Source organism: Catenisphaera adipataccumulans (assembly GCF_014202755.1).
Classification (GTDB): domain Bacteria; phylum Bacillota_I; class Bacilli_A; order Erysipelotrichales; family Erysipelotrichaceae; genus Catenisphaera; species Catenisphaera adipataccumulans.
The window spans coordinates 100,200-112,790 of sequence record NZ_JACHHK010000004.1 but is presented as its reverse complement, the minus strand read 5'-3'; the positions used below and the strand labels follow the sequence as shown (position 1 = coordinate 112,790).

The 12,591-nt window shown below is 49.6% G+C and carries 11 protein-coding genes and 1 other annotated feature; of the genes, 2 read left to right on the top strand and 9 right to left on the bottom strand.

What is annotated here, in order from left to right; all coding sequences use genetic code 11:
• Positions 1-9: 9 nt before the first annotated feature.
• On the bottom strand, positions 10-1,311 hold the full coding sequence (locus HNQ47_RS06300; protein ID WP_183328550.1) for an RnfABCDGE type electron transport complex subunit C: 1,302 nt from the start codon (positions 1,309-1,311) through the stop codon (positions 10-12).
• A gap of 118 nt (positions 1,312-1,429) precedes the next feature.
• On the opposite strand from HNQ47_RS06300, the gene HNQ47_RS06295 reads away from it, so the two are divergent.
• Positions 1,430-2,539 (top strand): FAD:protein FMN transferase, encoded by a 1,110-nt coding sequence (locus HNQ47_RS06295; RefSeq protein WP_183328549.1) that lies wholly within the window; start codon positions 1,430-1,432, stop codon positions 2,537-2,539.
• 41 nt (positions 2,540-2,580) lie between these two features.
• Positions 2,581-3,450: a phosphoribosylaminoimidazolesuccinocarboxamide synthase gene (locus tag HNQ47_RS06290; protein ID WP_183328548.1), complete on the top strand. Its 870-nt coding sequence runs from the start codon at positions 2,581-2,583 to the stop codon at positions 3,448-3,450.
• Positions 3,451-3,481: 31 nt separating this feature from the next.
• On the opposite strand, the gene HNQ47_RS06285 is transcribed toward HNQ47_RS06290, so the two are convergent.
• The 8 genes from HNQ47_RS06285 to trpE all read right to left on the bottom strand — a co-directional run bounded on the left by HNQ47_RS06285 (position 3,482) and on the right by trpE (position 12,433).
• The gene (locus HNQ47_RS06285) at positions 3,482-4,057 is read right to left on the bottom strand and encodes a TMEM175 family protein (RefSeq protein WP_183328547.1); all 576 of its coding nucleotides are present in this window, start codon (positions 4,055-4,057) and stop codon (positions 3,482-3,484) included.
• Positions 4,058-4,143: 86 nt separating this feature from the next.
• A complete protein-coding gene (locus tag HNQ47_RS06280) occupies positions 4,144-5,208 on the bottom strand; it encodes a branched-chain amino acid aminotransferase (protein ID WP_183328546.1) in 1,065 nt (354 codons plus the stop codon).
• A gap of 61 nt (positions 5,209-5,269) precedes the next feature.
• The gene (gene leuB, locus HNQ47_RS06275) at positions 5,270-6,361 is read right to left on the bottom strand and encodes a 3-isopropylmalate dehydrogenase (protein WP_183328545.1); all 1,092 of its coding nucleotides are present in this window, start codon (positions 6,359-6,361) and stop codon (positions 5,270-5,272) included.
• Entirely contained in the window at positions 6,358-6,858 is a 501-nt protein-coding gene (gene leuD, locus HNQ47_RS06270; protein WP_183328544.1) for a 3-isopropylmalate dehydratase small subunit, read from the bottom strand. The genes leuB and leuD overlap by 4 nt, the downstream gene beginning before the upstream one ends.
• Positions 6,855-8,135, bottom strand: a complete 1,281-nt coding sequence (gene leuC, locus HNQ47_RS06265) for a 3-isopropylmalate dehydratase large subunit (protein ID WP_183328543.1) — start codon at positions 8,133-8,135, stop codon at positions 6,855-6,857. Before leuC ends, leuD begins: the two co-directional genes overlap by 4 nt.
• A 3-nt stretch (positions 8,136-8,138) precedes the next feature.
• Complete coding sequence (locus HNQ47_RS06260; protein ID WP_183328542.1) at positions 8,139-9,809, bottom strand: 2-isopropylmalate synthase; 1,671 nt, start codon at positions 9,807-9,809, stop codon at positions 8,139-8,141.
• 48 nt (positions 9,810-9,857) lie between these two features.
• Positions 9,858-10,047, bottom strand: a binding site (T-box leader).
• Positions 10,048-10,089: 42 nt separating this feature from the next.
• Positions 10,090-10,914, bottom strand: a complete 825-nt coding sequence (locus tag HNQ47_RS06255) for a glutamine amidotransferase-related protein (RefSeq protein WP_183328541.1) — start codon at positions 10,912-10,914, stop codon at positions 10,090-10,092.
• A 4-nt stretch (positions 10,915-10,918) separates the two neighbouring features.
• Positions 10,919-12,433, bottom strand: a complete 1,515-nt coding sequence (gene trpE / locus HNQ47_RS06250; RefSeq protein ID WP_183328540.1) for an anthranilate synthase component I — start codon at positions 12,431-12,433, stop codon at positions 10,919-10,921.
• Positions 12,434-12,591 lie beyond the last annotated feature (158 nt).

Sequence of the window (12,591 nt, the reverse complement as noted above, 5' to 3'; positions counted from 1 at the left end):
TTCGTCCTCCTACTTTTTCTTCATGGCAATCACACGCTTTGCCTTGCGCACATGTTCCGTGACGTCGATGTGGCTCGGGCAAATATACGTACACATACCACACTCAATGCAGCTGCTCGCGCCGCGCTTGATCATTTCATCTAAATCGTTTTTCTGTACGGCTTCTTTGATCCGTACTGGCTGCAGACCGCTCGGGCAGTGATCGCTGCATCGGCCGCAGCGCAGACACGCAATGGCATCATCCGCAACATCTTCCAATACGGTGATCGCATTGGTCGCCCGATCAACAACGAACAGATCGTTGACAATGGTGCGCCCCATCATTGGTCCGCCGGCAATCAAACGAACCGTTTCTGCGGTATATCCGCCGCAGGCTTCCATGATTTCACTGACCGGTGTTCCGACCGGTACGACCACGTTCTGCGGGTTTTTCACCGCATTGCCGCTGACCGTTACGGTTTTTTCGTGGATCGGCTCGCCTTTGGTAAAGGCTTTCGCGATCGCGATCGCACTGGACGCGTTGCCGACGATCGCACCTGCTTCAGCCGGCAGGTTGTTATATTCCCGGTGCAGGACTTCACGTACCAGCACACGTTCCCAGCCCATCGGGTAAACATCCGGTACCGGACGCACCTCGATGCCCTGGTATCCGCCGAGATTTTCTTTAACTTTCGCGATCAGATCCGGATGGCTCTCTTTGATGCAGATGTAAACATGCTGGACATCGGCCATTTTCTTCATGATGTCCGCACCAATAATTAAATCTGTCGGATCATCCATGACATTGCGGTAATCAGCCGTGATGTACGGCTCGCATTCAACGGCATTGATCAATACGCATTCTACGCCGTCGGGCTTGCCATATTTCACGTAGGTCGGGAAGCCGGCACCGCCCAATCCGACAATTCCTGCATTCTTGACAAAATCGACACATTCTTCCCGTGTCGCATGCTTATAGTCAAGCGGCTCAAAGGCTTGAACAGACGTCTGTTTGCCGTCACATTCAATAACCATATGCTCTTGAGGACGCAATGTACTATGCATTCTCTTCACGATCCCTTTATACGTACCGGAAACACTGGAATAAATCGGTACATACATACCGCTTTTGGTTTCCGCAAGCTTGGTGCCGACCTGCACAGCTTCGCCTTCTTCAACAAGAATGTTGAAACTGTTCTGTCCGGCCGCACGTCCGGCAACCAAAGGAATATATGCTTCCTTTTTCGGCAGCAGACGCACAACAGCTTTACTGTCAGTCAGTTCTTTACGTCCGGGGATGTGGTGACTCATCGATCCCAAGAAAAGTGACATGACTTATCTCCCTCCTGTCATAACTAGTATTTTAAGCCCATTTTATATGCCTTGCAAGCAATTTTCATGCAACCAAAGAACAGATACGCTATAATATTTTTTTGAAAGGATCAACACTATGAAAAAAACAATGAAGAACTGGCTTGCGGTTTCTTTGTGCTTTCTGATCTTGGTCGTCAGCATCGTCTTTTACCTGAACAACCGCCCGGATGACAACGCCGTGCGGGAACGCAGTATCACGATGACCGATGTCGGTTTTGATACCTCCATCACTTTTAAGGCGACCTGTTCAAAAGAAGATTTTGACAAATATACAAAAATCGTCCGAAAAATGTATAAACATTACAATAAACTATATGATGCATATAATTCCTATAAAGGCGTCAACAATGTTTACACGCTGAACCAGGAAGCCTATGATCATGCCGTAGAAGTCGATCCCGACCTGACCGACTGTATTGAACTGGGCCTCCAGATGAACGAGACCTGCAGCCAATTTGACATCACGCAGGGCGATATCATGAGTATCTGGCATACCTATCGGGAAGAAGGCATCCAGCTTAATGACGAAGGCAAATCCGGCAAGCTGCCGGATGATGCACAGCTGCAGGAAGCCCTGACCCATGCAGGCAGCGACAAGGTCATTATTGAAGGCAATACGATCCGTTTTACCGATCCGGAACTCAAGCTGGACCTAGGCGGCATCGCCAAAGGCTATACTTCCCAGCTGGTCAAAGAGGAACTAAATAAACGCGGTCTGAAAAACGGCTTCATCAATGCCGGCGGCAACGTCGTGATCCTCGGTGCAAAAAGTGACGGCAGCGACTGGAAGATCGGTATTCAGAATCCTGACGGCAACACCGCTCTGATCACTTATGAAACCGATTCAGATGATGCTATCGTCACCAGCGGGGATTACCAACGGTACTACAAGGTCGGCAAAAAGAAATACAGCCACATCATTGACTTCACGACCGGTTATCCGGCCAATTACTGCCGTTCGGTCACCGTGGTCTGCTCCGATTCAGGCAAGGCTGATGCGCTGAGCACCGCCCTTTATTGTCTGAATTATGAAGATGGAAAGAAGCTCGCAGAGAAAGAAAAGATCGGCGCAGTATGGATCTTCACAAAATCCCAGGCCCCGGATGATTCACCGGATCTGAAGAGCGATGGCTTTTATATTTATGCGACCGACAATATGAAAGATAAAATTTCCGTTTCTTATTAGACCAAAATGACTTATACTAAAGGCATATAGGAGGAAACAAAATGAAAACCTATCAACCTTTCAAAGAGGGAAAAGTCAGAGAAATATATGACAACGGCGATACCTTGATCATGGTCGCCACCGATCGTATTTCCGCATTCGATGTCATCTTGAAAAACAAGATCACACAAAAAGGAACCGTGCTGACCCAGATGTCCAAGTTCTGGTTTGACTATACCAAGGACATCGTCAGCAATCACATGATTTCCGTCGACAACAACGATATGCCGGAATTCTTCCGTCAGGAACAATTTATCGGAAATTCCATGTTGTGCAAGAAATTAAAGATGATCCCGATCGAGTGCATCGTACGCGGATATATCACCGGCAGCGGCTGGGCAAGTTATCAAAAGAACGGCACCGTCTGCGGCATTCAGCTGCCGGAAGGTCTGAAAGAATGCGACAAGCTGCCGGAACCGATCTATACACCGAGCACCAAAGCAGACCTGGGTGACCACGATGAAAACATCAGTTTTGAAAAGAGCATCGACGTACTGGAAAAAGCCTTCCCGGGCCGCGGCAAGGAATACGCGGAAAAGATCCGCGACTATACGATCGCACTATATAAAAAATGTGCCGATTACGCTTTGACCAAGGGCATCATCATTGCCGATACGAAATTTGAATTTGGCCTGGACGAAAACGGCAATGTGGTCCTGGGTGATGAGATGCTGACACCGGACAGTTCCCGCTTCTGGCCGGCCGACGGCTATGAACCGGGCCATTCGCAGCCATCCTTTGATAAGCAGTTCGTCCGCGACTGGCTGAAAGCCCATCCGGACAGTGATTATAAACTGCCGCAGGATGTCATCGATAAGACGATCGCGAAATACAAAGAAGCCTATACGATGCTGACGGGCAAGACATTATAAAAGACCGGCGGAAAAAAATCCGCCGGCTTTCTTATGCCCGTTTTTCCTGGATGTGTTTCATTGTCAGAATATAGACGGCTGCAATCAATACACTGTACATCATCAGCGGCGGATAAATCAACAAGGAAAGAATCAAACCAGTAACTTTGATCAATATATCCGGAATGAGTATTTTGCGATATGCGGCTGTCGCCTGCAGTAAATTTTCAGCATCCGCATTGGGTCGGTCCAGCGCTTTGTGCAGAAAATAATTGCACACGGTCATCGCAATGACGACGATCCCGTAAAATCCCTGCATCACCGGATCGTAAAAATAATCACTGCAAAGTGACGTAGCATACGGGATCAAAGAAGCCAGAAACAGCAGGAGCAGATTCAGCCAGATGACCGTTGAATCGATCCGCCGTACTTGTTCCCAAATACTGTTGAGACCGACCCACAGCGAGCCCAGCCAGAAAAAAGACAAGGCGTAAGAAAAAAAGCTTGTCCGCAGATCCCAGAATGCCGACACGCTCGGCGCGGCCGGCTTATCCAGTTCCAGGACCAGGATCGTCATGATGATCGCTAATATGGCATCCGTAAATGCGATCAATCGATCTTTGTTCATATCAAACCCCCATAGATATTTTTCATTCTATCATATGTGTCAACCGCATGAAAAAAAAACCGGGCCGTTCCGGTCCGGTCGATCAGCTATTTCACTTCGTGTGTCCAGTGGAATTTATCTGGTAAAACGCCCCATTGGATACCTGTCAACGTATCATATAATTTCTGCGTTAACTCACCAGTCTTGAAGTTGTTGATCTGCACTTTTTCACCCTTGAAGTACAGTTCACCGATCGGTGAAATCACGGCAGCCGTTCCGGTACCCCAGGCTTCTTCCAAGGTTCCGTCCTCGCCGGCTTTCATCAGATCTTTGATATCCAAATGTTTTTCTTCCACTTCATAACCCCAGTCTTTCAGTAAATGAATGATGGAATCGCGGGTAACGCCCGGCAGGACCGTTTTTCCTGCAGGTGCTGTGATGATCTTGCCGTTGATCTTGAACATGACGTTCATCGAGCCAACTTCTTCGACGTACTGACGATGCACACCGTCCAGCCATAAAACCTGGGTATAACCCAATTTTTCGGCCTTGACCTGTGCCGCCAAACTGCCGGCATAGTTGCCGCCGCATTTTGTAAATCCGGTACCGCCCAAGGTTGCACGGACATATTCGTCTTCGACATAAATCTTAACTGGATTGACACCTTCCGGATAGTACGCACCAACCGGTGATAAGATGATCATAAATTTATAAGATCTTGCCGGATGTACACCGACCGCAACTTCTGTTGCATACATGAACGGACGAATGTACAATGATTCGCCTTCTCCGGTCGGGATCCAGTCTTCCTGAAATTTGACCAAGTCATTGACCGCCTGCACAAAGTCTTCTTCCGGCAGCGTCGGCATGCTCAAACGCTTGTTGCTGTTCTGGAAACGACGAGCGTTCATTTCCGGACGGAACAGCAGCACACGGCCGTCTTTGGCTTTATAAGCTTTTAAACCTTCAAAGGTCTCCTGTGCATAATGCAGGACCATCGATGCTGGATCCATTTCCATCGGACCATACGGAACGATGCGGGCATCATGCCAGCCGCCCTGGTCTTCATCATAATCGTAAACAAACATGTAATCTGCATAATATGTACCGAAGCCCAGCGCACCGGTCGGTTTCGGTTTCAAGTGATCCGTTTTAACTACCTTAATTTCCATAGAAATTCCTCCACTACTCCTTAAAAATACTCCTATGAGATAAATTCGTCAATGTAAATATTTACATTTCTTTACAATTGTTTTCAATCTCGGTTGCGACAAGATCACCCATTTGATGGCAGGAGACTTTTTTCATGCCTTCGCTCATCATGTCAGGTGTGCGGTAACCGGCATTCAGCACCGCATTGACCGCGCGGTCGATGTCCTCGGCTTCTTGTTCAAGTCCGAAGGAATACTTCAGCATCATTCCCACTGACAGAATCGTTCCCAGCGGATCAGCAATATCCTGGCCGGCAATGTCCGGTGCCGATCCGTGGATCGGTTCATACATACCGCGGGATGTTTCGCCTAAAGAAGAAGAAGGAATGGTACCGATCGTACCCGTGATCATGCTGGCTTCATCGCTTAAGATATCGCCGAACATATTTTCGGTCAAGATCACGTCAAACTGGCTCGGCTTGCGGCAGATCTGCATCGCCGCATTATCGACATACATAAAATCCAGCGTGACTTCCGGATAGTCTTTGGCCATTTCACGAACCGTCCGGCGCCAGAGCTTGGACGTGTCCAGGACATTGGCCTTATCCACACAAGTCACATGCTTGCGGCGGACCATCGCCGTATCAAATGCCACCTTGGCAATACGGCGGATCTCAGCCGTGCTGTATTTCATGATATCCTGTGCGGTTTCCTGACCGTTTTCGGTCCACGTTTCATGTTTGCCAAAATAAATTCCGCCCGTCAGTTCGCGCACGACCACAAAATCGATGCCTTCATCCACTAATTCATCTTTTAACGGACTGGCTTCCCGCAGCTGCGGATATAATTTTGCCGGCCGCATATTCGCAAATAACCCCAACGTGCTGCGAATACGGAGCAATGCCTTTTCCGGACGGTTTTCCGGCGGCTGGCTGTCATATTTCGGCCCGCCGACCGCTCCGAGCAGGACGCTGTCGCTGGCCAGTAACTGATCGATAGATTCCTGCGGCAGACAGTTTCCCGTCGCATCGATCGCCGCACCGCCGGCCAGTACTTCGGTCAGCTGAAATGTATGGTTGTATTTTTTTTCAATGACATGGAGGACCTTCAATGCTTCATTGACAATTTCCGGTCCGATGCCGTCACCCTTGATGACCGCGATATTCTTTTTCATGCTTTCGTTCCCTTCTTTTCATTCACATAATTGACCAAGCCGTTGGCCTTGATCATTTTTTGTAAAAACGGCGGGAACGGCTGTGCCTGATAGGTTTTATGGGTCGTTTCATCAGTGATGATGCCGCTGTCATAATCCACATTCACCACATCGCCTTCCTGAATTTCTTCGGCTGCTTCCGGGCACTCCAAAATCGCAAAGCCGATATTGATACTGTTGCGGTAGAAGATCCGCGCAAAACTTTTCGCAATGATGCAGGAAACCCCTGCCGTCTTCAGGCATAACGGCGCGTGCTCACGGGACGAGCCGCAGCCAAAATTCTTACCGGCGACCATGATGTCCCCTTTCTGCAGACGCTGTGTAAATGTCGGGTCGATATCGACCATCGCATGCGATGCCAGTTCTTCGGCATCAAAGGAATTTAAATAACGAGCCGGAATGATCACATCGGTATCCACATTATCACCGTATTTTAATACATGTCCGCGTGCTTTCATTTTTGCGCACCTCCTATGGTTTCGGGATTGGCAATATAGCCGGCAATGGCACTGGCAGCCGCGGTCTGCGGACTAGCCAGATAAATGTACGATTCCGTATCGCCCATGCGGCCGACAAAGTTCCGGTTGGTCGTCGAAACGCAGCGTTCTCCTTTTGCCATGACGCCCATATGTCCGCCCATGCATGGGCCGCAGCTCGGCGTATTGAAGGCACAGCCGGCCTTGACAAAGATTTCTGCCAAGCCTTCCTGAATGCACTGCAGGAAGATCTTCTGCGTTGCCGGTACGACCATGACACGAACATGGTCAGCGACCTTTTGATCTTTTAAGATGGACGCTGCCTTGCGTAAATCGCTCATCCGGCCATTGGTACAGGAGCCAATGACGACCTGATCGATCTTGATCCGGTCCATCTGCTCCACTTCATCGATGGTATGACCGTTGCCCGGCAAATGCGGGAAAGCCACCATCGGACGAACCTTCGATAAGTCAACTTCGATTTCCCGGTCATATACGGCATCCGCGTCCGCGGTATAAACAGTATGCGGTTTCTGACAATGTTCTTTTAAGTATGCTTCGGTCTGTTCGTCGACTGGGAAGATGCCGTTTTTTGCCCCCGCTTCGATCGCCATGTTGCAGATGGTAAAACGATCGTCCATTGTTAAATATTGAATACCGTCGCCGGTAAATTCCATCGACTGATACAATGCACCGTCTACCCCAATTTCGTGGATGATATGCAGGATCACATCCTTGCCGCTCACATACGGACTTGGTTTGCCCGTGATCTTAAAACGGATCGCGGACGGCACCTTGAACCACAGTTCTCCGGTCGCCATACCGGTGGCAATGTCGGTCGTACCGACACCGGTCGAAAAGGCGCCCAGCGCGCCATAGGTACACGTATGGGAATCGGCACCGATGATGCATTCACCGGCCGTGACATAGCCGCGTTCCGGCAGGATCGCATGTTCCACGCCGCATTTCCCCTGTTCCAGGACATGAGTCAAATGTTGGTCATACGAGAAATCCAAGATTGCTTTGGAATTCTCGGCACTTTTGATATCTTTATTCGGTGTAAAATGATCCGGAACCAGATAGACTTTATCCGGATCAAAGACGCGGTCGGCCATCTGCCGGAAAATCGGCAGTGCCATCGGCCCCGTGATGTCATTGGCCATCACGACATCCAATTTTGCTTCGATCAGCTGACCGGCCTCAACATGATCCAAACCGGCATGTGCCGCCAGGATCTTCTGTGTCATTGTCATTCCCATCGCTTAGTCCTCCTTATGGATGATGGCGCGGTTGATCGAACTGATCAACGCTTTGATACTGGAAGCCATGATATCGTCGTCAACGCCGACGCCGAAGCGGTCTTCCCGGATGCAGTCGTTGATCTGCACATAGGAAACGGCCTTGGATGTACTTCCTTTACTTAATGAACTTTCATTGTAGTCCACGACATCAAACGTCAGATTGCAGCCTTTGCGCAGCGCATTGGCGACCGCATCCAGACGGCCGTTGCCGCGGCCGGTAATATCCATTTCTTCGCCGCGGAAGTTGATCGTCAGCGTAACCAAGATCTTCTCACCGCGCACAAAGTGATAATCCACCAACCGGATCGGTGCATTCAGATTCACGAATTCATGATTGAATACATCAAAGATTTCTTCCGGTTTCAGTTCTTTATGTTTATGGTCACTGATTTCCTTAATGTAGTAAGAGAATTGTTCACGGAAGACTTTCGGCAGCTTATAACCGAAGTTTTGTTCCATGATGAAGCCGATGCCGCCCTTGCCCGACTGCGAATTGATGCGGATGACATCGCTTTCGTAGACGCGGCCGATATCGGTCGGATCGATCGGCAGATATGGTACGGTCCAGTCATCGGTATGATGGTCGTCGCGATAGTGCATACCTTTGGCAATGGCATCTTGGTGAGAGCCGGAGAAGGCCGCGAAGACCAGCTTGCCGGAATACGGCTGCCGTTCGTAGATCTTCATGCGGGTCACACGTTCGTACACTTCCGCGATCTGCGGCAGGTGACTGAAGTCCAGTTTCGGATCCACCCCATGCGTATACATATTTAATGCGACGGTCACCAGATCGACATTGCCGGTCCGCTCGCCGTTGCCGAATAAGGTTCCTTCGACTCGATCTGCACCGGCCAACAGTGCCAGCTCTGTAATGGCAACACCGGTGCCGCGGTCATTGTGCGGATGGACCGACAGAATGATGGAATCACGCCGGTTCATATGTTTGGACATGTATTCGATCTGCTGGGCATAAATATGCGGCAGGCTCATTTCCACCGTCGCCGGCAGGTTGATGATCAACGGTTTTTCCGGTGTCGGCTGGAAGATGTCGATCACCGCATTGCACACATCCAGCGCATAATCGATCTCCGTGCCGGTAAAACTTTCCGGAGAGTATTCAAACTTATAGTCCGCACCGGCTTCATCGGATAACTGTTTGACCAATTTCGCGCCGTCCGTGGCAATTTTCATGATTTCTTCTTTGGATTTTTTGAACACTTGCTCCCGCTGAGCTAAAGAGGTCGAGTTGTAAAAATGCACGACTGCGTTCTTGCATCCTTTTAAAGAATCAAATGTTTTACGGATAATATGATCGCGGGCCTGGGTCAGCACCTGCACCGTCACATCATCCGGAATTAAATCTTGTTCGATCAACGTACGTAAGAACTCAAACTCCGTTTCACTGGCAGCCGGAAAGCCCACTTCGATTTCTTTGAAGCCGATGTCGACAAGCACTTTAAAAAATTCCAGTTTTTCTTCCAAACTCATCGGAATGACCAACGCTTGGTTGCCATCACGCAGATCGACGCTGCACCATGTCGGCGCATGGTCGATGTACTCTTTTTTCACCCAATCATAGCTTGGTTCCGGAGGCATAAAATAGCCTCTATGGTACTTTTTGTTGTTCATCATACGAAATCTCTCCTTTTCTTTTTGTTACGCAAAAAAAGCGTCCCTATTTCTAAGGACGCTTGCACGCGGTACCACCTTAGTTCACAAATCATCATTGACTTGTGCCCTTCATTCTCCGTTAACGCCGAAATACGTTTCAGCTCCTTGGCAAGTTCCCCTCTTCCCGGTCCGGGCTTTCACCGACCGCCCGGTCTCTGCAACGCGTTCCAAAGGTACTGCTCCAATTCCTCGCTTTATTAATTGCTATTCTATAAAAAAAGAAAAAATATTTCAACCCTTTTCATTCAATCTGGGCCAGCAGGCCGGCAATATAAGGATCGTCTGCCAGCTGCTCATCGATCAGATCAATATGCTGCATCTTTAAAGCGGTCATCAATGCGGCAGCCTGCACCTCGGATGCCTGATGGGTACGCAGCACATCGGCTGCTTCTTTCAGCTCCGTAGGATCCAGTTTGCCGCCGGCTGTCAGCTTGCGCAGATACGGTCGTAAAGCATTCTGCACCGGTACGGCGGGCAGTTCATCCGGTGAAATGCCTGCGATCCGGATCAGGAAATTCCGGAAGATCTCGATCCCATGCTCCGCCAGGATCGATTCCGGGTGAAACTGCACCCCGCAGACAGGCAGTTCCCGATGCGCCAAAGCCATGATCTGACCATCTTTATCTTCTGCAATGATCCGTAATTGATCCGGAAATGACGGCCGGTCGGCAATCAGCGAATGATAACGTGCGGCTTGGATATGATCCGGCAGGCCGTAGAACAATGGATGATCCGTATCGATGCAGATATCCGACGCCTTGCCGTGCATGGGCTTGTTCGCTTTGATGATCTTTCCGCCGAACGCCTGCGCAATGGTTTGATGACCTAAACAGATGCCCATCATCGGGATCGTTCCGGCATAGCGTGACACCACATCCAGACAAATTCCGGCGCGATCCGGGGTGCCAGGACCTGGAGAGAGCACGATGGCCTGCGGCTGCATCGCTTCGATCGCATCCACGGTAATTTCATCATTTTTAACCACTTTGATATCCGGATACAACGTGCCCAGCACCTGGACAACATTAAAAGTAAAGGAATCATAATTATCGATCATCAGCAGCATATTCTTACATCCTTTCTGCGCGGTGAATGGCTTCAATGACAGCCGAAGCCTTGCGCCTGCATTCTTCATATTCATTTTCCGGGTTTGAATCATATACGATACCGGCTCCGGCCTGGACATAGGCCTTCTGGTTTTTGAACAGCACGGTCCGGATACAGATACACGTATCGATATCCCCGTTCAGTCCCAGATATCCCAGCGTTCCGCCGTATACGCCGCGTTTGTGTTTTTCAAATTCATCGATCAATTCCATGGCCCGCATTTTCGGCGCGCCGGATAATGTGCCTGCCGGTAAAACAGACATCAGCGCCTGCAGCGGCGTACACTCCGGCTTCAGCCGGCCTTGGACATCACTGACAAGGTGCATGACTTTAGAATAACGTTCCACCCGCATGAAATCCGTGACCTTCACGCTGCCGATCCGACACACCCGACCGACATCATTGCGTCCGAGATCCACCAGCATCGTATGTTCCGCACGTTCCTTTTCATCGGTGCACAATTGTTTTTCCAGAGCCAGGTCCTCTTCCGTGGTTTTGCCGCGCGGCATCGTACCAGCAATCGGCTTATTGGTGACGATCCCGTCATTAACACTTACCAGCATTTCCGGACTGGCACCGGCGATCTGATAATCTTCATGGTCAAAATAGTAGAGATACGGGCTTGGATTTGTGGTACGAAGCTGTCGGTATACGTCGAAGGCTGCCGGCGGATCCTGTACCTCAAAGCGCTGGGAAACGACGACCTGACTGATTTCTCCGGCCCGGATCGCAGTTTTGCATCGGTTGACCATGTCGATAAATTCCGTTTTCGAAAAGTCCGAATGGACAGGCGATGGGTTTTCTTTGATCATACGCGCCTGCACCTGCGGGACGGAATGCGTCAAAAGATACCCCAAGCGCCGGCATTCTTCCTGTTTCTGTTCATAAAGCACGTCACAAGCTTGTTCAAATGAAATTGATTTGTTTTTCATCAGATCCTGAACATCTTCCCGATCCACATTGAAGATCATCAAGACCTGGCCGGCTAAATGATCATACGCGATGATTTTATCGTAATAATATAAGTCGGCATCCGGCAGTCCGATATCATCGGTCGGCGGATTTCCAAGCTTCTTCAGTTCGAAGCGGGCCATATCATAGGCAAAATAGCCGACCAGGCCGCCCGTAAACTTCGGCGCATAGGTCAGTTTCACGGATCGATGCCGATCGAGAAAATCTTGAATATAACGAATCGGATCTCCTTTGGATCCATCAACGAGAATGTGATCTTGATCATAGGTCTTGATCGTGCCGCCTTCGACGCGCAGATTGGCTTTCGGACTGAAACCGATAAAGGAATAACGGTCCCACTGCGTACCGTTGCCGACGGACTCCAACAAATAACAATCTTTATAGTTTTCTTTTAAGATCGAAAAGATACGGATCGGGGTAATGCTGTCGGTCAGCAGTTCGCTGATCAGCGGCACGGTTCCGGCTGTCCGCAAATACGTGCACATTTCATTCCGGCTTGGTTTCATACTCTTTCCTCCTGACACAAAAAGCCCCCCGGCATGCAGACCGAGGGGCGTTCAATACGCGGTACCACCCTGTTTTATCACTTAGATATCCAACAATATCATCACCTTTAACGCAGGCTTTACGGCTTCGCTACTTGCTTCACGTCGCTCCTGGCAAA